The organism is Ruegeria sp. BF7 (assembly GCF_056538605.1).
In genome coordinates this window covers 37,213-58,203 of the sequence record NZ_JBQFTM010000020.1, presented here as the reverse complement: position 1 = coordinate 58,203, position 20,991 = coordinate 37,213, and the positions used below count along the sequence as shown (strand labels likewise).

Annotated in this window: 20 protein-coding genes and 1 pseudogene; 4 read left to right on the top strand and 17 right to left on the bottom strand. The window is 52.2% G+C overall.

What is annotated here, in order from left to right; all coding sequences use genetic code 11:
• Positions 1–817: 817 nt before the first annotated feature.
• The 3 genes from ACR0IK_RS22295 to ACR0IK_RS22285 form a co-directional block, all read right to left on the bottom strand.
• A complete protein-coding gene (locus ACR0IK_RS22295; RefSeq protein ID WP_480643327.1) occupies positions 818–3,481 on the bottom strand; it encodes a calcium-binding protein in 2,664 nt (887 codons plus the stop codon).
• Between the two features lie 793 nt (positions 3,482–4,274).
• The gene (locus tag ACR0IK_RS22290; protein WP_237217120.1) at positions 4,275–4,493 is read right to left on the bottom strand and encodes a GDCCVxC domain-containing (seleno)protein; all 219 of its coding nucleotides are present in this window, start codon (positions 4,491–4,493) and stop codon (positions 4,275–4,277) included.
• A 4-nt stretch (positions 4,494–4,497) separates the two neighbouring features.
• Entirely contained in the window at positions 4,498–4,821 is a 324-nt protein-coding gene (locus tag ACR0IK_RS22285) for a hypothetical protein (RefSeq protein ID WP_170499188.1), read from the bottom strand.
• A gap of 98 nt (positions 4,822–4,919) precedes the next feature.
• Here ACR0IK_RS22285 and ACR0IK_RS22280 point away from each other — a divergent pair, with 98 nt between their 5' ends.
• The 3 genes from ACR0IK_RS22280 to ACR0IK_RS22270 all read left to right on the top strand — a co-directional run bounded on the left by ACR0IK_RS22280 (position 4,920) and on the right by ACR0IK_RS22270 (position 7,102).
• Entirely contained in the window at positions 4,920–5,309 is a 390-nt protein-coding gene (locus ACR0IK_RS22280) for a MerR family transcriptional regulator (protein WP_170499190.1), read from the top strand.
• 500 nt (positions 5,310–5,809) lie between these two features.
• Positions 5,810–6,016, top strand: a complete 207-nt coding sequence (locus ACR0IK_RS22275; protein ID WP_170430361.1) for a cold-shock protein — start codon at positions 5,810–5,812, stop codon at positions 6,014–6,016.
• Between the two features lie 72 nt (positions 6,017–6,088).
• Positions 6,089–7,102 carry a fatty acid desaturase gene (locus tag ACR0IK_RS22270; protein ID WP_480643326.1) on the top strand — a complete coding sequence of 338 codons (1,014 nt, stop codon included), beginning with the start codon at positions 6,089–6,091 and terminating at the stop codon, positions 7,100–7,102.
• Here ACR0IK_RS22270 and ACR0IK_RS22265 read toward each other — a convergent pair.
• The 11 genes and pseudogenes from ACR0IK_RS22265 to ACR0IK_RS22215 all read right to left on the bottom strand — a co-directional run bounded on the left by ACR0IK_RS22265 (position 7,094) and on the right by ACR0IK_RS22215 (position 16,482).
• A complete protein-coding gene (locus ACR0IK_RS22265) occupies positions 7,094–7,342 on the bottom strand; it encodes a ParB N-terminal domain-containing protein (RefSeq protein ID WP_039524390.1) in 249 nt (82 codons plus the stop codon). The genes ACR0IK_RS22270 and ACR0IK_RS22265 overlap by 9 nt on opposite strands.
• 74 nt (positions 7,343–7,416) lie before the next feature.
• Positions 7,417–8,106, bottom strand: a complete 690-nt coding sequence (locus ACR0IK_RS22260) for a hypothetical protein (protein WP_170704302.1) — start codon at positions 8,104–8,106, stop codon at positions 7,417–7,419.
• 1,717 nt (positions 8,107–9,823) lie between these two features.
• Positions 9,824–10,024 (bottom strand): annotated as a pseudogene (locus ACR0IK_RS22255) (integrase); the annotation flags it as partial.
• A 388-nt stretch (positions 10,025–10,412) separates the two neighbouring features.
• Positions 10,413–10,985 (bottom strand): hypothetical protein, encoded by a 573-nt coding sequence (locus tag ACR0IK_RS22250; protein WP_480643325.1) that lies wholly within the window; start codon positions 10,983–10,985, stop codon positions 10,413–10,415.
• Positions 10,986–11,064: 79 nt separating this feature from the next.
• Positions 11,065–11,199, bottom strand: a complete 135-nt coding sequence (locus tag ACR0IK_RS22245) for a hypothetical protein (protein WP_480643324.1) — start codon at positions 11,197–11,199, stop codon at positions 11,065–11,067.
• Between the two features lie 164 nt (positions 11,200–11,363).
• Positions 11,364–12,485, bottom strand: a complete 1,122-nt coding sequence (locus ACR0IK_RS22240; protein WP_480643322.1) for an alanine/ornithine racemase family PLP-dependent enzyme — start codon at positions 12,483–12,485, stop codon at positions 11,364–11,366.
• Positions 12,482–13,681 carry an N-acetyltransferase DgcN family protein gene (locus tag ACR0IK_RS22235; RefSeq protein WP_480643321.1) on the bottom strand — a complete coding sequence of 400 codons (1,200 nt, stop codon included), beginning with the start codon at positions 13,679–13,681 and terminating at the stop codon, positions 12,482–12,484. The genes ACR0IK_RS22240 and ACR0IK_RS22235 overlap by 4 nt, the downstream gene beginning before the upstream one ends.
• A 92-nt stretch (positions 13,682–13,773) precedes the next feature.
• Positions 13,774–14,628 carry a hypothetical protein gene (locus ACR0IK_RS22230; RefSeq protein WP_480643319.1) on the bottom strand — a complete coding sequence of 285 codons (855 nt, stop codon included), beginning with the start codon at positions 14,626–14,628 and terminating at the stop codon, positions 13,774–13,776.
• A complete protein-coding gene (locus ACR0IK_RS22225; RefSeq protein WP_480643317.1) occupies positions 14,618–14,971 on the bottom strand; it encodes a hypothetical protein in 354 nt (117 codons plus the stop codon). Before ACR0IK_RS22225 ends, ACR0IK_RS22230 begins: the two co-directional genes overlap by 11 nt.
• Positions 14,972–14,974: 3 nt before the next feature.
• Complete coding sequence (locus ACR0IK_RS22220) at positions 14,975–15,256, bottom strand: hypothetical protein (RefSeq protein ID WP_480547650.1); 282 nt, start codon at positions 15,254–15,256, stop codon at positions 14,975–14,977.
• Between the two features lie 473 nt (positions 15,257–15,729).
• Positions 15,730–16,482, bottom strand: a complete 753-nt coding sequence (locus ACR0IK_RS22215; RefSeq protein ID WP_170772338.1) for a Crp/Fnr family transcriptional regulator — start codon at positions 16,480–16,482, stop codon at positions 15,730–15,732.
• A 135-nt stretch (positions 16,483–16,617) separates the two neighbouring features.
• Between ACR0IK_RS22215 and ACR0IK_RS22210 the strand changes: the two genes are divergently transcribed.
• Entirely contained in the window at positions 16,618–16,851 is a 234-nt protein-coding gene (locus tag ACR0IK_RS22210; RefSeq protein WP_010442296.1) for a hypothetical protein, read from the top strand.
• Between the two features lie 593 nt (positions 16,852–17,444).
• Here ACR0IK_RS22210 and ACR0IK_RS22205 read toward each other — a convergent pair.
• The 3 genes from ACR0IK_RS22205 to ACR0IK_RS22195 form a co-directional block, all read right to left on the bottom strand.
• The gene (locus tag ACR0IK_RS22205; RefSeq protein WP_480643316.1) at positions 17,445–18,482 is read right to left on the bottom strand and encodes a hypothetical protein; all 1,038 of its coding nucleotides are present in this window, start codon (positions 18,480–18,482) and stop codon (positions 17,445–17,447) included.
• Positions 18,483–18,568: 86 nt separating this feature from the next.
• The gene (locus ACR0IK_RS22200; protein WP_480643315.1) at positions 18,569–20,404 is read right to left on the bottom strand and encodes a relaxase/mobilization nuclease domain-containing protein; all 1,836 of its coding nucleotides are present in this window, start codon (positions 20,402–20,404) and stop codon (positions 18,569–18,571) included.
• Positions 20,401–20,820 (bottom strand): ubiquitin-activating E1 family protein, encoded by a 420-nt coding sequence (locus tag ACR0IK_RS22195; protein ID WP_170510945.1) that lies wholly within the window; start codon positions 20,818–20,820, stop codon positions 20,401–20,403. The genes ACR0IK_RS22200 and ACR0IK_RS22195 overlap by 4 nt, the downstream gene beginning before the upstream one ends.
• Positions 20,821–20,991: the final 171 nt, after the last annotated feature.

Sequence of the window (20,991 nt, the reverse complement as noted above, 5' to 3'; positions counted from 1 at the left end):
CACAAACAGGCCGGACAGACGAAGGTACTGACGAAAAATGCCGCAAAATCACGAGTAAACGCTTGCAATGCAGGAGCCACCCACAGATGCCGTTTAGCGAGCTTCGGTCTTTCGCATGTGCGGCAGGTCGAAAACCGCACATTCCGGACGTTCAAATTCCAGTTTCGGATGGCAAGTGGGTGGACAAAGCCCCTATTCGCTGCCGAGCAACATCCGTGCTGTAGAACGTCAGAAATGCCCAGAATCCAGACTTTGAAAAGCTCAGTTGAGCATGGACCACACCGTTTCGTCGGTTTAGTTGCGCTATGCACTGAGTCCTTCTAACGAATTGTACCGCCCCAACAAATTCGTGGCATTGAGACGCATAACTGGGATGAATGGTTGTCTCGATCTTCTTAGCCAGTCTAGCGGATATCTTAATCGTCAACACTAGCATCTCAAGAATCCATAAGCGCATAGTCAGTGTCGATGCCCCAGATACGAAAGCGGTCGACGCTGGCCTAATCAGGATGTCTGAGTTTCCCGCTGTAGTTACCGATAGGGTCGCGATCCCTGGCGCCGTCAGGCGATGGCGTCTGGCACCGCTAAACAGGATCGGCGCCACATTCACGACCCCGAGCCCAATCAAGACAAACCCAAGCGAGGCTGACACCAGCTTTGCTAACGGCAGAATCTCCGAGATCCCGATAATCGCGATTGATCCGCCAACTGGCAGGACAAGACCCCTTCCTCATCGCTCTACAATTCGGTCGCCAGTCGGGCGGACCAGAGCCATTGCGATTGAAGATTGAATGTCTCACGAGGGCGGCTTGTAAACTTACAGTAAGTCGTTCGGGTCAGTGATGCCACTGACAAACAGTAGTGTTACGCTGTCACCGGAAGAAAACTCGACGATTGTGTCCAGTTCCCCGTCGCCATTGATGTCCGCCTCAGAAAGATTATCAATGGTTAGGCCGCCGCTTAGTACCAGGGAGTCCGACAGAAGTTCAAAATCGCTGATGGTGTCATTGCCATCCCCAGGATTGAAGTGAAACTCGTCAGCGTTAATACCACCAGCCATTTCATCATCGCCAGTTCCGCCAATTAGGACGTCAGTTCCCGCACCCCCTTCCAAACTGTCTTGTTCAGATCCACCATCCAATATGTCGTTTCCGAGACCACCAAATAGAAAGTCATCTCCTCCACGTCCAAGCAACTCGTCATCACCAGCAAATCCACTGAACACATTAGCCCCTGAATCTCCTGCAACAAAATCTGACGCGCCGCGGAACAAGTCTACAGACTCTATGCTACGAGCTATGCTGGTTTCTCCCGCTCCGTTGGTGAACCAAAAGAACCCAGTTAAGTCAGATTGCAATCTAGCTGCAGTGTCTGGGTGAAGGGCGGCAAACCCTCCAAAAGTATCATCAACAAACTGCGTAACTTCTTCAGGTGTTAATGTGTTTTCCATATCGATGCTAACTGGGAGTGGACCAGTAACATCGAGAGTGTCGAAGCCATCTCCGCCATCAATCAGATCCGATGTGCCAAACACTGGGTCACCAGGTGATATGTCAGGATTCCCATCTGCAAATACCTGATCCCCTGCTCCCCCAAGAAATATGTCACTGTTCTGAGAACCGGCGACATTCTCTATACTTATTAGGGTGTCTCGGTCACCATGTGTGTCGACAACAACATCGGCGTTCCCAGCTTCGGTTGTTGAAAAAATTACTTCGAAACCGCGAAAGGCTTGGTCCAACAATCCGTAGGAAACACCGTCGAACCCAGCGCCTCCCGTGACTACATCGTCTCCACCAAAGGGCTCAAATATCGCTCCACCGGTATCGGAAGCATAGAATTCATCATCGCCAAGCGTGCCAAAAATAAACTCTGTATTCGTGATCGTGTCCAAATAGTCGACGCCCCCGAAACGGTGTGCCACCGTCCCATTAACGCCATCAACGAGAACTACAACTATCGGGGATTCGGAGTTCGTATAGTCTACCGTGTCAAAACCCTCACCGGCGTCGATATTGTCATTTCCCGCATCCGCAAGAATGTAGTCGCCGCCGTCATCGCCCAAAATAGTATCGTTACCGCCAAAACTGAAAAAGGAATCTGAGCCGGTAGTACCAGTTAAGGTCTCATCATTCTCAGTGCCTTCAATTGGTCCCGCCGGTGGCAATTGATAATCAAACAGTGAGACATCCGCAAAAACAACAAGTGAAATATTTGAAAATGTATCGACACCGTCGCGCCCCGCCACCGAGTCAGTGATCCGGTATGTGTTTCCTGCAACATTCTCAATCAAGTATTCGGTACTATTTCCCGATAGAACTATTGTGTCGTAGCCAAGACCGCCAATTATTATGTCGTTTCCTTCACCACCAACTAATGTATCATCTCCTTCTCCACCGTTCAGTGTGTCATTACCGACGCCACCTCTCACGAAATCGTTTCCTTTAAGCGCGTTGACTTCATCGTTGCCCGCTCCGCTTTCGATCAAGTTGTCTGAATCAGAACCTGTAATAAAGTCATCCCCGTCGCCAGCGATCACGTTTTCTATTCCGATAAGCGCATCCAGATCGACATCTTCCCCTTCGGCAAATCCGGTCGGTGTGTTTGGAGCCAACGATGGCGCTGGCGCAGGTGGATTCGACAGCAACTCGCCGATCGTGGCGAATGTGGCTGAAAAGGCCGATGTTTGCTCGCTGCGGTCGATTTCTCGAAGATCAACTATGACCCCATTTGCGGCAGATGTGTATCTAATGGTGTCGTTACCAGCGCCGCCGATATAGATATCATCTCCCGCACCTTGACCCGCGACGATGGTATCATCCCCGCTACCAGCGTCTACATAGTCGTCGCCGTCGCCTGGATAGATCGTGTCATTTCCGGCTCCGCTACGGATTACGTCATCGCCGATATCGCCAGTAATGTCGTCGTTTCCGGAACCAGTTGTGACAACACCCCCAACAGGGCTGGTAATTGTGACTGTCTCATCTCCGGTCGACCCGGAAAGGTCAATTTCTTCCTTCAGAGGATCAAACAATTGCCCATCAATATAGAGTTCGGCGACCTCGAACTTTGAAACTGACAGTTTCAAAGTTTCGAATTGGAAGGCTTTCCGACCAGTGGCCGTCTTGAGAAACTCAAAATACGCTGTGATCTCTGCCCGAACATCAGGATCGGACCACTCCTCGCTCGTCAGTTCGAGTTTGAGTGTGTCCTGCCCTTTTCCGCCGTTATAAGTATCCCAAAGCCATTTTCTTCCAGAGTTCTCTGCTAAATTGAAAATGGCTATATCGTCGCCTGATCCGGATTTGATGAAATCTGCTCCGGCTCCGCCATTTACGATGTCGTTGCCACGACCGGTCCACACGAAGTCTGACCCATCACCTGCGTGAACCTCGTCGTCGCCTCGACCTGAAAAGATGATATCTGACCAAGGTGTGCCGAAAATTATATCGTCGCCGCCACGTTTATAAATTAATGCCATTTTTGGATCCCCCCGTTCAAAAAATTGGCAGTTATTATTGGTCTTGCTGCGAGTAATTCGCAGCGAAATATTTGTAAGGTATCACAAAAGAGCCTGAATTTGTACGCACTTGTGTATGTTGTGGCTACACAACGTGATGTTAGCGTAAACAAATTGAATGGCGAGGATGTCATGGAATTTGGCGCTTCCCGGTACGGCGGCGACAGACATGTCAATATTTCTAGGGCATTGCAAAGTCTGCATCCAGGCGATCACGAATTGGGAATATTCAGACCGCATGGTGAAACACCATTGGAAAGGATCTCACAGAAGGCGGAAATTCCAGATTTGCTGGTGTTTGCTTTCTTTAACACAGACTCATGAGACTACTGTTACTAGTTGGGAAAGCTGTTTGCGGGCCTGGTCCTTGGGATCTTTCTTTGAAGAAGGCTCTGGGGCTCGTCCCTTGACTTTGCAATTCGGCTTTCTGCGCAAAGCTGCCCTTAGTCGAGCCGAATATTGCGACCGCAGCGAATGGCAGCTTGGTGGCCTTCCAACCTGTCCCGGCGACAAAAGATGTATGTCGGCTATTTTCGCACCGTCGACATTCGCTCCTTACTGTTGACTTCGAAGGTCCGCTACGAGCCCATTCTGTACCCTGGATTTTATTGCTGCATGCGCTTGTAGCAGTAACAACATTGCAACTGCCGAATATCTTGTGCGGCCAAGCAGCGGAAAGAACTGTCATTCATGCAAATAGCAGCGATGCTCGCGGCGGCAGTTCACAGTTTGCTCAACAAAGCCGTCCTTCACTTCATCCGCAACAGCTATCGCCTAGCTGAATTGGTGGACACGGGACCGTGGCATATGAACAGTAAACACAACAGTCGCCTTCCAACGGCTTCAAAACTGTTTTGCACGACTTGCATTCATAGAACCACTGGCAAGCATCCGTTGGCATTTGCTCGGTTTCGCTGTGGCCGCACTTCGGGCAAATCAGGGTGCTTTCTAGGACTACAGTTTGTTTTGTCATAGTCTCACATCTGCATGATCAGGTAATCGTTAATCCGTGCCTCGTTAAACACAACGACCCAAGCCACGCCGGTGATTAGAGTTGTTCCTGCAAGCCGCCATTTTAACGTCGGTAAGGAACCGCGCCGATAAGATACCAGCCACGATATCGCGACGAGCGCCGTTGAAATCGTCAGCACATAGTAACTCGCTGCCGCAACCTTCCCAAAGATTGCCAACCAACTGCCGCCCAGCCCCAGTAACATCATCATCATGGGCAAAACGCAGCAAGTCGCGACGCCAAGCGCTGATAGCGATCCCAAATAGCTGAGGCTAAGGTACTTCTGCATTCTGTTTCCCTGATGGACTACGTCGCGCGGAGTTGTAGAGACAACAACCTCTCGTATAACTTCTGTAGCCACTACAGGATCAAGACAGGAAATCTCACATGTTTGCGATTGGGGAGGCATCCCGGCAAAGCGGTGTCGGAATTGAAACTATCCGCTACTACGAACGCGAAGGGATCGTGCCGAAACCAGAAAGGGCATCGAATAATCGACGCATGTACTCTGCGCACGATGTGGGACGGCTTTGTTTTCTAAGGAAGTGCCGAGACTTGGGTTTTGCGCTTGCCGATGCAAAGGTGCTTCTCAACCTGTCCGAAGGTGATAGCGAGGATTGCCAATCCGTTAAGGAACTGGCCGAGCTTCATATCTCCAATGTGCGTATGAAGATAATCGAACTTAAGCGATTGGAGGCCGCCCTGAATGAACTTACGGCCAACTGTAACATCGGTAACGTTTCTTGCCCGATGCTTACGCAGATACGGACCTACTAATGGCACTTTGAGGCTCGCAGTCGCTCTATGCCAACGCAGCATGACCCAAGATTCGGGCCGCGCAGAATCTACCGTTCGTTAGAGAGGTCAACTCGTTGATTTAGTAATGTTTCAATCAATGAACATTTGTGCCTGGCCGCGGTGTTCTTGAAGCACGCGGCGATTTCGGACAGTGAGCCCTACCTGCCGTGCCTGAGCAATCAATTTGCTGCATACGCATTCGGCAGGTTTTATCAGAAGCCGACCTCTGATTTCCGAAACGCAGAGCAATGCGTTCTGCCTATCTTTGTCCCAAATTGGGCTAGGCAGACTCAGATCTTCTGTTGCTTTCCATTGTATCAAGGCTTGTATCGTGTGTACTCAAAGTCCATATACACAAGGCTTACGTTTTTCTTTTTCGACCTGCTGTCTCCCAAACTCGGCGTTCAGTCTTTCGATTCAGACCGACCACGCCGAGTCGCCGCAATGATGCGGGCGGCAAGTATTAGGAGACTTCCACCATGGCAAATGGCACAGTAAAATGGTTCAACTCGACCAAAGGTTTTGGCTTTATCGAGCCTGAAGATGGTAAGCGCGATGTGTTCGTGCATATCTCAGCACTTGAACGTTCCGGCATCAGCGAATTGAAAGACGGCCAGAAGGTCACTTTTGACGTCGAAGCTGGCCGTGACGGACGCGACAGCGCCGCCAATCTGGCACTGGCCTGACCTTTTACGGGCACCCTTATGGGGTGCCCGTTTGAACAATGGGCGACTATAAGCCGTCGGAGACCAAGTAAGTTGCAACCTAAAGACTGGACGCGGGTGCTCGCGCAGTACCGTGTGCCCGATGCTAAGCGCAGTGTTTTTGAACTTGCGATCACTGTTTTCCCCTTATTCGCGCTATGGGCCCTAGCGTGGTTTGCGTTGTCATTCAGCGTCTGGATCGCAATATTTCTGGCCATCCTGAATGCCGCATTTCTGGTCCGTATCTTCATCATCATGCATGATTGTGGTCACGGATCTTTCTTTAGAAGTCGCCGCGCATGCAATTGGATCGGCCGGGTTCTGGGTGTTCTTACCGTTACTCCCTATGACGTTTGGCGGCAAAGCCATGCGATTCACCATGCCTCAACCGGTAACCTTGATCGGCGTGGTATGGGTGACATCCCTACCTTAACCATTGAGGAATACCTGAAGCGGAAGTGGTTCGGGCGTGCAGCTTATCGTCTGACCCGGAATCCCATCTTCCTGTTCGTTGTAGCGCCGGTCTATACGTTCTTTCTTCAAAACCGCCTACCTCTTGGTTTCATGCGGTCCGGTTGGCTGTACTGGGCAAGTGCGATGGGAACAAACGCCGCGATTGCAGGGTTGTTGGCTCTGGTTTTTTGGGCCGGAGGCTTTGAGGTGTTGGCGTGTGTTTTCCTACCAACCGTGATTGTCGCATCATCCATTGGTATTTGGCTTTTCTACATTCAACACCAGTTCGAGCACACGACTTGGGATCGGGAAGAGGGCTGGAACCTTCAGAACGCCGCGTTCTATGGCAGTTCTCACTATGCCCTGCCAGGCATCCTGCGGTGGTTCTCTGGCAACATTGGTGTGCACCATGTTCACCATCTCGCCAGCCGCATACCGTTTTATCGGCTAAACGAGGTTTTGCGTGACCATTCTGAGTTGGAAGATTGCCAGCGTATTACTTTATTTGAGAGCCTTCATTGCGCACGGTTGCATCTTTGGGATGAAAAATGTCAACGTCTGCTGACATTTTCCGAGGCTTTGTCGAACGCCAATTCCAATAGGTATTTAGTGTAGTCTGGCACGGACCAAATAGGCTTCGACGGTATCACCTCCTAGGGCGCGAATGGCCTCTAATCGGTGAAGGCCTTCAATCAGCACGAACCTCTTGTTGTCCGAGCGTATCTGGATCGGGGTCTTCTGGCCGTTCTTCAGAATATCTTCGGCCAGCGTCAGAACTTTTTGTTGATCAAGCGTTTTCGCCCGTTTCACAGGTACATAGATCAGGTCGAGCGGATATGGTCTTTTCTCCAACATAAGCTACGTGAGCAACCTTTCGTGCATTTGATCCGGTTCAGAGTTCGCTACAAAAGCGGGGGCTGGAACGCACGTCATAGAACCGAGCGAACAGCATCGCGCAGTTCCTGATGCATGATCCAAGTAGCTGGTTCATCGTCACTTTCGACGTGAGAATATGCGATTACCTGAGCAGCACCGTCATTCTGTGCCGATCCGGCTTCGGGAAGTACGAGTTCCAGATATTCTGCGATCAATAGTCCGATTTTCTTGAAGACCTTGATGGAGGCCTCGCGGGATTTGTAACCGGCCGCCTGAGACAAGTGACCAATGGTCAGACCTTCCTTGCCTGCGATTGTAAGTGCTTTGAGCATTGTGACCTGCGCAGGGGTGAGCCTGATCTGGCGCAGTGCCTCGGCATATTCTCTTTCGCTGGGAACGAAGGTGCCGGAGTTTCCCTCCAAACGGCGTTGACCGCTACGTTTCCTGTCTCGTTCTTCGAGAATTTCTTTTAAGGTTTCAATGGCCAATGCTGGTGTTTCGCCGACTGCATCGGCAATCATTGCCTGTGTTTTAGCTGGTGGCTTGGGGAATGCGCGCGCAACGCTGTTACCGCTCAGAATGCCAGCCTTGATCAAGTACTTTCCAAACTCTTCTTCAATCACCCCGGATACGTCAGCGTTCCGCGTCTTACGAACACTGCGGTCCTGAAATGCTCTTTGTTCCAAACCACGAGCTGACATCTTTGAGTCCGGAAGGGTCACTTGAGGGGCATTTTTACGCATCAGAGAAACACCACTACAACTATCGCCGCAACAAAAACCGCTAACGCGATAAACATCTTAACCCTGTAGGACCTGCGATGAGCCTTTTCGGCTTTGAGCCTTTTGCCCAGATTTTCGTCAATCGAGTTATGGTTCACGGCTTGGTCCTTCCGGATATGTCGGGCGAGATTGATTTCCACCAACCTATTGTCGCGGCACATTTTCGGTGCACGTATCGTTCTGTCGTGTGAACGGCCGATTGCATTCCCAACCATCACCTCTTCGATTTAAGTGAGCATTTGAAGGGACAAGGATCGCAACGCACCTGTCCCGGTTTGCGCGAAAACCACGTTCGCATTTCCATCCGGAATACGTTTCAGGCGCAAGGTATGCATGCTGTGGAACTGCCACGGGCTCACAGCCGCTATCCGCTGCCCTATAACCTCTGATGCACACCCAACCATCCGCGCTGTTTTTGTCAGTCAGGCGGCCGTTGCTCGGGACATTTATCGCAACACAATCCTGGTTCTCCTTACGAAATCCCCAGTTGCAGTGTATTTCCTGCACGCCAAACCGGGTTTCGACGTATCCATTTTGAGGTGCCATCACTTCTTCACAGAGTTCTCCGACACGCTGGAACAGCCGATTGCACTCCCACTGATCTCCGGTTGATGCAAGATAGGCATTTTCAGGAACTCTTATTTCCTCACAGAGTTCTCCGACATTCTGGAAACCGTGATTGCATTCCCAGCCGCTACCATAGGAGCTACCCGTCAAATATGCGTTTTCTGGTACGTCTGTTCTTTGGCACGATCCGTTCTTGTTTTCGAAACCTTCGTCACAAACCGATCCATCGGCATTGCCTGCGACTTGGGCAGGAAGCTGCGTTCCTGAGAGCAACACCAAGAGTGTCGGGATCAGACAAAGAATGCAGCGCGTAAACACGATGAACGACTGATTGAAACTGAGCCTGAGACCTGATCTATCGGGCATCAAGCACGCAATTTAAGAGCCATGTGCTGTTCATACGGCGCCTTCTTTCATGGGTCACGCGATGACTGGAGCACGTCAGGTGACAGTTGCAAATGCTTGCGAGGAACGAGCTCATAGCGAAGACCCCAGCGGAACCCGTTCCTATGCTGAGGCACATGCTACAGTTAGTCTGAAGGCCATTGGATCATCGAAACCGGCAGCATCGCGGCGACGAGTAATTTTCACCAATGCACTTTTTGTGGTCCTTAGCCAGCATAGAGTCAAGGAAGTTTCCCTCGTCGCAACGCTAGCACCACTAGGGCAGATAGTTTTTGGAACTGCTGGTGACCAAGATTCCTGGTGAACTACCGAAAGAAATTGTCTGGTATTAGTTTTTCGTTGTATCGATTTGGGGCCAGACTAGCAGCGGGTGGCAGTTTAAGTCCGCGTTTCAATTGTCGGGCCTGAGTGCGGCGAAAGAGGAGTATGTGATCAAGGCTTCCTCGTAACTAGGAATGACTGGCCGGACGACATTGGCTGTCAGGCGGGGATGTTCGCGCCGCTTCTGCACAAGTACCCGCGGTGCGATCAAATGGCCGCTCGGTCCGGTACCCTGTAAATTGCGCCTGTGCCGAGAAATCTGTGCTGCGAGCGCATGCAACAAGATTTTGACACTTCCGCTCAGGGCTCGCTACGTCCCCCCCCTGCGTAAAAGAACTAGAACCGCTATGGATTGGCGACCGACAGTGCCGAACGCCAAACTGTCTCAGATGTCTATGCGCTCTGCAATGCTTAGCGCGTCTTCCAATTCAACGCCCAAGTATCGCACGGTGCTATCGACTTTTGTGTGCCCGAGCAGAAGTTGGACCGCGCGGAGATTTCCTTTCTTGCGGAAGATCTCAGCTACTTTGGTTCGGCGAAGCGAATGCGTGCCATATCCGCTCGGTTCCAATCCGATTGCGGTTACGCTTCGTCTTCAGCGCCGATTACCGACCTGGTTCCACACTAAAACGGCCCGGATTAGCGGGCTGGGTCAGCACCAATGAGGTAAAATGAGATATGATCAGAAAAGCTGGTAAGACCGGCGTCAGGTTATCAGCGACGCCGAGCTAACCCGGGGCTTACCGATACGCCATTTCGCCACGCGTTCAACCCCTTGCAGCGTCGACAAATCCGCTCTCCGAACCCTTCGCTCCAGAATGGAGTTCTGCAACGAAGACACGGGCGTTCTTGCGGCACGTCATTGTGGGCGCGAGCCATGATCGTATCTGCTTCGTCGTCGGAGTCTTCCATCAGTTCTTAGCCTCGATTTCTGTTTTGGTTTATACAGCGACTGGAAAAGAAAGTTCCGAGCCCTAAGCCTTGAGATTGAAGGAGCTGCCCATTTCAGTCTGTCCAATGGGACAGCCTGTAATCCGAGGGGTTTTAATAGGACGAACCGGCATTCCTTCGTTCTCAGCAGCTTGGACAGCGAAAGTATACCGAGAACCGTTTCCGCATCCTCGCGGTAGGGCTCGTTGATCTGATGATATGTCGTCTGCCTCAGAGATGAGCGACTCCGAGTAGAGGTGCCGAAGTTGAGTCTCTGAAACGCCATCCGCTTCCATAATCAATTGCACCATGGGATCGGCCAAAAGTTGGTCGAGCAAGAACTGCGACAACTGCTTTGAAGACAATTTATCCTTTGCGCGGGCTCTCTCCAAATCAGTAAGAGAAACGGTCAAGGTACGCGCCAGACCGGGGTAAGATTTCCGTGGATGCAGACAGATTAACACCGAGGCCTTCCAGGCTTCTGGGTCCGAATAATCTGGTGGTGCGGAAAGCTCAGTTTCTATGTCGTACTCGCCTGCCGGGAGTAATTCGTCGAAGCCAGGGAAAGTAAACGGCCTGGAAAAGACTGCGATTGTCTTGCTGATTATCTGGTTCATTTGGGTAGTTCTCCTTTGCTGATACCGCTCGCTCGGAGATGCAGACAAGAACAAGCCACCCACTCCCGGCAGGGTATTATCAGTTTTGGGGTTTAGGCTTTGGTTTTTCGGGGACGGTGTCCTGCCCTTTCGACGTCACTTCTTTTTTCGGCGCGTCCGCATCGTTTTCCTTCAGTGCGGCAGCCGCTCTGGTCGTCAGGTCTTTAAAAGACATCATTTTGATCCTTTGATTGTCCGCATCACCCACGAGCCCAGATAGGGTGTGAAAAGTGAATGCGGCTACGTCCAATATAGGGATTGGGTGCCTCATTTACTACGTAAAGCCGTAGAATAAGACGGATGGCTGAAGCAGAACCGAGGCGGCGGCACCTTGGCGCGCTATTTTCGATTCGAGTATGGGCGATCAGTGTTCGCTGCGTTGCAGTCAACCAAAGCGCTATCACCATGGAAGACTTTTGCTACATCGGGTGCAGCCATGCCGCGCGAGAGCGCGCTATACTTCATTCTCAGCTTCACCTCGCCACCAGGGCGAAGCAGCCAATTGGTGTTTTCTACAACGATATGATCACTGGTGGCTCCGACGAACGTGACGCCAGCAGGGAATATTAGACCCGCCGCATCAGTGTCCTGGAGTCCGATCGCAAGGATCGACCGAGTATTCGAAGGACTGTCTAAAGTCACACACTGCATTGAAAGTATAGGATAATTCATTTGCAAGGGATTTGGATTTGATTTGGTCTTCGTTTCGATCACTTCCGCCCAAAGCGTAAAAACATCTGTGTAAAGCCCGTCGATCGCGTATCCCGAAACGGGATCGGTACCCAGCAGGATGGCCTCACCCAGACGCAGGTTGTTGATCTTTCCGGTCGCCCCCTTGCCAAGCGCCCATGGCAAACTGGCAGAGCCGCCGCCTGACACTGTTTCCAGAGCGGGTCCACTTGCAAGTTCGGTGTCGGCGGCAAGCGAAGAAAGCAATTCCATTGCTCCTGCAGAGGGTGCCACATGACCCAGACAGGCAAAATTTGCGCCAATCCCCTTCAGAGAAATCCCTTCCATTCTAAGAATTTGAGACACAGTGCTTTCAAGGTGTTCAGGCAAGATGCCATCCCGCATATCCCCCATTTCCACCATCAAGATAATATTGTGAGTAATGTTCTTCCCCAGCGCCTCGATGGCCAGACTGGCGATAATGTCCATCTCAGTGTTGAAGCTGACATCGCAGTTATCAACAACTTGCGCGACCTGGCTCAGCATGGGCGTTCGGATCAAGGATATAGAGCACGAGATTCCAGCATCGCGCATACGCATGATATTGCTGATCCGCGCGTCCGCCAGCCCTGTCGCGCCACCTTCAAGCATAGCATTCGCAATCTCAGGATGACCGCAAACGGCTTTTGTCACACCTGTCACCGTAATTCCGCGGGGTCTAAGGTGGTCGACCAGGAACCGTGTGTTGTACCGAATTTTGTCCAGATCAACGTCGATACGCAGCTTGCTCATTCAATCGTCGTAGCACGTACGGGTTGCAAGCGCGGAAAGGCAGATAGAACCATATTCACCAAGTTTTTTGGAGGACGGTTCAATGCGTCAGTGACCGGGAGATACAATTTGCAGTTGTAGTCTGTGATGGCCTTTGAAATCTCAACATCATTCATTCCTTCATGGTTGATCGTCATGCCAATTACCTCTGTGTTCGCAAAAGCCTCGATCAGGGTGATTTCATCGCAAGGGTCGGGCATAGTCATGTTGGGGAAATCACATCGACGTTTTCGTTTAGGCGCGTGTTGAAGAATAACTGCATGTGGCTGACTGCCTCGCAGAATGAAGGCTGATGTGCAAAAAGCCGGATGGCTTAGCGCGCCCTGGCCCTCGATCACTATTACATCCGGGTGCTCACCCTCGGATGCCGCAACGACAGCGCGCTCAAGTTCGCCACAACAAAATTGCGGCGGCACCGAATCCATCGCGACACCATACTTGGCGCCCTGCATCAAACCAGTTTGGCCGGTGCCGACCAAAACTGTTTTGATCCCATGCGCGTTAAGTGCGCCTGTCAGGATTGTCGCGGTTGTACGCTTTCCAATTGCACAATCGGTGCCGAACACCGCGATGCGGATCGCCTGGACGTCTCCAATACTGCCATCTAACAGGCGCAGGTCGGGATTGGGCCGCGGCTTGCGAATGTCGCGTATCGTGACATCGTGAATTTTGGCAAATCCGGCGAGCTCTTTGTCATCGCTAAGAAATTCATGCAGCCCACTGACGATGTTCATTCCGAGCGTTATCGCATCCACAACAACTTCGCGATCCTCAAGGGACATTCTGCCGCTGGCCGGCGCCATTCCGTAAATAAACGTGTCGGGGATCGTAGCTTCATTAGCGACGGCGGCATCAAGATCATCGAAGATGGGAACCTGATTTGCGATATTATCAAGCACTTTGCCACTGTCACAACCGCCATACGTGCTGTCGATCACCGAAAGAACGCGATAGGCCTGTGAATGTCGAACGAGACCATTAGCCGTCTTGCCATCGATCTTTGCGAAGTTTCCTTCGCAATACACAATTGCAGTCGGTGTATCTGTCACGAGTGTCTTGCGGTGAAGCTCTGGAAAAACTGCTTGTTCAGGCGCCAGCTTTTGCGCATCGCTGGCAATGAACTGCTTGGCATCCGACGCAATGGGTACGGGTTTCATATTTATTCCTTTTTAGAGTGTGAAACGCGCGTCCTTGGTAAGGGCGGGCAAAAATTGTGAAGTTTGGGAAAGTGGGCTTTCTGTCTGAATTCTCACTGGTTCAGAACACACAGCCCTTCTGATCGATGATAGTTTTTGTGGCATTGCCACCCATTGCCGGATCGGTCGATATGGGCATTTGCCGGTAGCTCGATTGCATTGCAGCGATCACCGGACGCCTCGTAGCCACGTTCGCATTTCCATCCAACTCCATGGATCGCGTCATCGTAGAAAGCATTCTCAGGCACAAAAACGGCATCGCACCGTCCGTCGCGCTCAAAATACCCACGCTCGCACGTCCAGGGACGCCCGCTGGTTGATGCGTTCAGAAAAGCGTTTTCCGGCACCGCTACTGCCACGCATGCTTCTCCGTCTTTTTCGTAGCCACGGTTGCAACGCCATGCAGATCCATAAGTGCTGTTCGTCAGGTAAGCATTATCCGGCACCACGATTTTCTGGCAGCTATCGTCTACTCTTGTGTATCCGCGCAGGCACCGCCACCTCTCACCTGATGGATCGAGATATCCACCTTCAGGCACAATCACTTCAGTGCATGAGGTGCCGCCAACTTCAACAAAGCCATGCATACATGCCCACCCTGAGCCATAGGTTCTGTTTGTGGGGTAGGCATTTCCCGGCACGACAATGGCCACGCATTCTTCGCCTTTCAACCGATAGGACAAATCGCATTTCCAACCGTCGCCATACTTTTTGGGATGCGCGTTATCCGGGATCGAAATTGTTTCGGCCGATGCGGGACTTGATGAGATAAAGGAGCTCGCCAAACTGCTGAAGACGACAACAAACAACGCAGCCATTAAGTGAGCGCAAAACCGGTACTGATTCTTTCGATTTGCCCTGATGCAAACGGCGTTGTCCGAATGTTGAGTGATTGAGTTACGATCCATCCAGGTTCAGCCCCTCGATACAGGCCTGCGCCAGGTCTTTGTTAGGAGTTTGGGATCCCGGCACCGTTGCCCAGCCAGCCGCCATGACGGCATCCTTCTGCTTGAAAGAAGAAGCCTCTTTGATCGTCGTTATTTTTTCGGCGCGTTGGGCGTCAGTTCTCGCCATGTCGACGCAGACCGGAACCAACGCAGCGATTACATTGTCGCGGGACATGGCGTTGGCCATCTTGTTCGCGCTACCGCCGGTCATCCATCCACCCCATGAAAATCCAACGACGCCTACGAAAACCCCTCCGATCAGGGCGCCGTAGATTCCGGGTTTAAGCCATTCGGGCGTGTTCATAATCTATTCCTCCTGCGGGGAAAGCGCCGCATCGCTGTCATTGTTAGATGTGGCCAAGGTTTGGTCTTGCTTGAGCGCCAGTTCAAAATCTTCTGGGTCAATTGGGCGCATTTCCGTGCGGCCTGGCTTGCTGCCTTTGCCCTGAACTGTCAGGTAGGTTCCGGTTCTGCGATATGCTTCGAAACTCAGGCCCTGTAGTAGTTCTTCAACAACAACTACTTCATACTCGCCTGCAGGAAGTTCATCCGGGTAGCCGGACAAAGAGAACGGATTTGAAAACGTCACCAAAGAACTGGACGATCTCGTGCTCACCTTGGTCCTCCATATAGTTTGTTGGATCTTCCCCGCGCAGTCTGCCGCGGTACACGCTCGTAAGCGCTGCGGTAGTACTGGCGTTGTAATTTAGAATAATGTGCAAATGGCAGACGCGCGCTGATCGATGTTAGTCTGCGGCCAATGACCTGAGATTTTATTGGAATCTCAAATGCATTTGGTGCCCGAGGATCAGGTACTGCCAAAAATTGACTAACCTGCGTCAGTGCAACGATGTTTGGATTCCGGCAACGTGATGTGTGTTGGCGGGATATTTGCTGGCGTGTTCTTAACGAGTATTTGAGAAGCGCAGGAAATCCAGTACCGCAATCGGACTGTATTTATCTTGCGCTTCTTTTTCGGTGAAATCCAAAATCTGCCGAAGCGAATGGCGTCTCTAACCAGGCAACTATCATCAAAATCCCGGCATCGCTGAAGGGGTGAACCTATTGCTTCAACAGTGGCCCGGTCTGATCCAGATAAGTGGGGTCAAAACCGGCCAACGTCACCAGTCCGTCATAATCATCAAATGCCACTTGCCCGGATTGAAAAGTAACCAACCCCTTCTCCCGCAGTTGCCGTAGGACACGATTAACATGCACGGCACTCAGTCCCAGCGCATCGGCAAGGTGGTATTGTGTCAGGGGGCAAGTGTATCCCGTCTTGTTTGCCATCCCGACCTGAGTCAACCTCACACCAAGTTCCAAAAGAAAATGCGCCATGCGCTCACCCGCATCTCGCCGTCCTATGTTGACCAGGTGCTCAACCACCATCGCTTCATCTCGAGATACCGCCCAAAGAATTGCTGTCGCCAGCCGGGGCGTCTGCGCAAATGCTTCCAGGAGATCATCCACTACTACTTCAATGGCTTGGATTTCCATGATTGGTTCTATGCTGTGATCCGAGGTGTGCAACAGAACGCTTCGCAAGCCCAGAAAGTCACCCGGTATTTGGAAATCGACGATCTGACGCGACCCGTCAGTCTGGGTTTTGTAGGAACAAACCCAGCCCGAGGCCAGAATGTAGGCCGCCTGCTCTGATTGCCCTTGATGCACAAGGTCACGTCCGGCTTCAAAGGTTCTGCGACGCTTGTGCAGGCGTGCCAATACCGCAAGTTCAACCTCAGTCAGAGCGACGAAGTTTGAAAGCTTTCGGGTGAGTGGACTATTTTTGATAGTGCGCAAGTGTTCTTCCTTCATCGATGAGCAGCCCGCGAAACTATCCGACGCCAAGACTGCTTTCGATCAGTTTAGTATACAGCAATCTATGCCAGTATGGTGCAATTCATCGTGGCGCTTCCATGCTTGGACGCCTGTTAGAAAAGGACGTCTACCATGGCTGACCGGCAAGACCATTCAGGAATGGCCGCACTCTCAATTTGTGAAGCGCTTTTGCTTGCAATTAAAGATCGTGAGCTTCTGCCCGAACATGAAATTGTGGGAGTTCTGCATGACGCAGCTGCTGTCCACGAAACAGCGGTCGGCAATAACGATGAAAAGGACATGCACCAGGCCGCCGCTGTTCTGATAAACAAGATCATTGCTTCCGGCTATCGCGTTCGGCAGTAACGTTAATTTCCTGTCAGAAAAACAAGATTACGCTCGTCAAAAAAGCATAACAACAAATAGAAGCACTATTGGTGCTTCGTTCCCGATCAATTCAAACACGAAGCAAGAACCAAAGATCCAATCTCTTCAATATCTCAACTTAATGAAAAATTCCACGACCGCGAATTACCCCCTCTTCCCCGCCACCTGCATGAGCCACAACGAGAATTTGCTTACTGGCTGAAGGCCCGCATGGCCTGTCCTGCTGCACTGCCTGCGACAACGCAAACGTTGGCTTTGTTCGGCGTCTAAGTTGCTGATCCTATGTGCCTCGAAACTACAGTTTGATAGTATCGCATCATCATAGCTTTGAATGACCGGTCTGGCGACAACAGCTGCAACGCAGCGATGAATGTGCTGCGACAGCAAATCAATGCTGCGTCAGCAATTGCCGCAATCGCACAAGTCCGGTTTGTCCGCGTTGCGGTCGCACACGTCAACGGCAGCGAAGGGTCGTTTTCCAAAAATCCTGTACGGAAGATTCCATCCCGCCCTGTTTTGCGCCGAGCCTGAATTTAGCCCTGTTGCATCAATAAATACCTTCTGCTCGGCAATTACAGACTGTGTCCATCATACTCATGGACGTGGGTAGCCTGTTCGCGGGTATGGGCAATCTCTTGCACCACGGCGGCAATCTTGCTGGATGAAACTTGATGCAGCTCACCGACAACGGCCTCGGCGCGCTCGTAGCTGTCCGGAACGCCTTGGCTATTAAAATGGGCGGCAGCGGTGGAAATGTCCGCGTCTCGCCAAGTCGCCGTGGTGCCGACTGAAACGCTGTCATGATCGTTATAGCGGGCCAGGAACTTGTTTCCGTCGAGACCGAAGCTGTTGGCGGTCGCCACAATGTCATCACGCACAGCCAGCCACTTTTCGGCTTCTGTCGGGTCCAGGTTGTCCAACTCGGCCGCATTCATGGATGTGGTGTAACTGTTGTCAGCAACAGTGTACGCCTGCAGGTCGGTGTCGTATGGGCGTAGCTCGGCAACATCGCCCTTCAGCTCTCCGATCTGCACGTCCATTGCAGCGCGCAGATGCGGATTTTCGACCTCTCGTGCAAGAGCTTCCATGTTCTCGATGGAGTTCACAATATCCTTGGTCTGCTGTTCGTAGTTCTCGAAACCGGCCTGCCCCAGAGCGGATTGCATATACTGAACATAGCGATCACCGGGCGACTGGTAGTCGTCGGAATCCTGAAAACCTTTGTCGCCGGACAGATCCGCAAGGGACGAATAGTAGGGGTGATACAGGTCGTATTCCTGAGCATCGTTCATGTGCTGAGAAACCAAAGCCTGCATATCGTTCAGATCAACCGGCTCCCCTGACCGCTCCGCAGCCTCCAATTCGATTTTCAGTTCTTCGACCAGATTTTGTTGCGCCGTGTGTTCGTCAACACGGCGGTTGGCCTGGTCCTCGATGTCGAAGCTCTTTGAAGCGATGGCTGCACGATCAAAGCCCATCGCCTGCTGTTCTTTCTTGATGATGTCGATCTGCTCTGAAACGCGATCCTCGCGCGGGGCGGATTGATCGAATTGGGAATAGGGTGCGAAGTGTTCGACTTCGTTCAAAAGATAGTCTGTACGCGAAACCATAGTTTTTCCTTTGCGAGTTGATGGATAACTCAGTGATGGATCTGCTCAGAGCGTTGGCGCACTCATCAGGCAGACCGGGTGAAGTCCTATAGGCTGTGACCGTCATCGTCACCGCGCCCTTGCAAGAGCGGGTGCGTTGCGTGGGCGTGAACGTCCGAGAGTTCTTCTGAGATTGCGATGATCTTGGAAGAAGCAAGCTGGTGCAGCTCGTCAACAACGGCCTCCGCGCGGTCGTGGCTGTCCGACAATCCTTGAGCCTGGAAGTGGGCCGTTGCGGTCAAAATGTCGTCGCTGCGCCATCCCATTGTAGTACCCAAAGTGACGTTGTGATGATCGCCAAAGCGGGCAACAAATGCCTCGCCATCGAGGCCGTAGCTGCTGGCCGTGTCGGTGACTTCCTTGCGGATCGCCGCCCACTGTTCGGCCTTTGGATAATCCAAGACATCCATTTCGGCGGTGCCCATTCCCATCATCGTTGAATAGCGGCGGTCCTCGAGGATGAAGGCTTGAAGGTCCGGATCGTTGGTGCGCAGATCCGCAACGTCGCCCTTCAGCTCACCAATCTGAATATCCATTGCGACACGCAGATGAGGGTCGTCAACCTCACGGGCCAGCCCTTCCATCTTGTCGATGGATTGCAGCAATTCTTTGGTCTGAGTCTGGAAGTCCTCATAGGCCCCCTCGCCCAAGGTATCCTGCATATAGACCTCGTAGCGGCGTGATGCCGGGGCGTAATCTGCGGACGCCTGGAACTCCTTGTCATCGACAATATCAGCAAGGGCAGACAGGTGCGGATGGCTCTGCTCGTTGTCCCGGACGTCGCTGATATGGGCAACAACCTGCGCCTTCAGCTCGGGTGTAATCGTTTCCTCAGAACCGCCTAATTCGATGTGCCGCCGCAAGTTGCTCATGACTTCGGGGGACACATAAGACGAGTCTCCCGGCTCACCGTAATCATCAAAATGATGGGCTTGGTCTAGTAGATGTTCCATTCTCGATACCATAGGTTCCTCACTTTCAGCGAGTTGGATGGCAAACTCTTCGATCCGGTCTTTGACGGCGTTGGCGCGCTCATCAAACAGATCCGACATTCTTGCGATGGATAGGGTCATCACATCACCGGCCATGTCGCGGGCCGTAACTTCGACTTCCGGGGTGCTTTCAACAACCGACATTCCGGCCTGAACTTTCCACGTATCGGTCTCAACTTCCTGCCGCAAACCGCGCTCAAGGCGGGTCGTCGCGGTCAGCTCAATACCGTATTCCTCTGCAACCTCGACCTGGATAGAGCGCTGAACGTCGATGTTCATTTCGCTGCTCATGCCCATAGCGAGCCACTGACCATGCTCGACGCCTCGGTTGTTCACAACGATGTGGACATGGGGGTTATCGGTGTCGTTGTGAAACACTGTCAGATAGTCCCAGGTATCGCCAAAATCACCGCTCCCAAACAGGCGATCCGCGAACTCCAAACCGGCCTCGTGAGCGGCGTCCGGATAGGTGCCTTCGGGAAAAGAAACGATCATGTGACGGGTGTAACCGTAGTTGGTTTTCCCATTGAAATCCTCGGCCCAAGTCTCGATCAAATCACTGACCTGATCCGCATCGAGCGGGGTCACGCCATTGTCTCGGATGTCCAACACACCCTCTGCCCGGACGGTCAGATAGTTGATCTGGCGGCGCAGCTCATGCGCGTTTTTTACTCCACCTTTGCGGACGTGTTTCACAACCGCCTCGGGCTTTCCAACCACGGCACCAAGCCGCGCCTTGATGGATGAGGACCGCGAAACCATGAACTTCATGCGCTTTGCGATCTGCAGCTGCTGATTGATCCGCTTGGAACGATCGACACCCTTCTGAGCCTCACGGAAGGCAAGTTCCAGGAAGTCTCCGGCTGTCAGATCACGGGCTGCGGCGTTCATTTTTCTGGTGTCCAATCGTCGTCGCGCAAGATCCGGCGAATGGCGGATTCAGGCTCTCGGCTTCGGCGGGCGGCAGTGATCATCGCCTTCAAGTCTTGCCGGTGCTGGATGATCGCACGATGGAGATTTTCGACGTCGCGGCGGTCGTCATCCGTCCAGATGACCGTGCCGCGCTTGGCCGATTTCGCAAGCTGATTGAGGTTGGTGTATCCACCCTGAACCTGCCGCAAGTGCTTCTGCCAGAGATCCACAACAGCAGGGTCGGGATCGAGATAACCGATCAACCGATAGATCAGACGCTGGATGATCTGATTGCGGCTCTTGGCTCCCAGCACACTTACAGCTGCCTCCAAACGCTCCAGCGCATCCACTGGCAAGCGTACGGAAAAGACAGTGGTATCGGCGGGCTTGCTCAATGCATACCTCTGGTTGTATTTTCAGTTTGTAACACAACTACCTTATCCTGTCATACTCTCCAAGAGGAAACCGGGGGTGATTTTAGAAATCCGCATTTTCTAAAATTGCCCTCGGAACAGTTTTGCTCTTGGAGGCAATCTCCACGCCGGGAAAAGGGTCCCGCCCCTTTT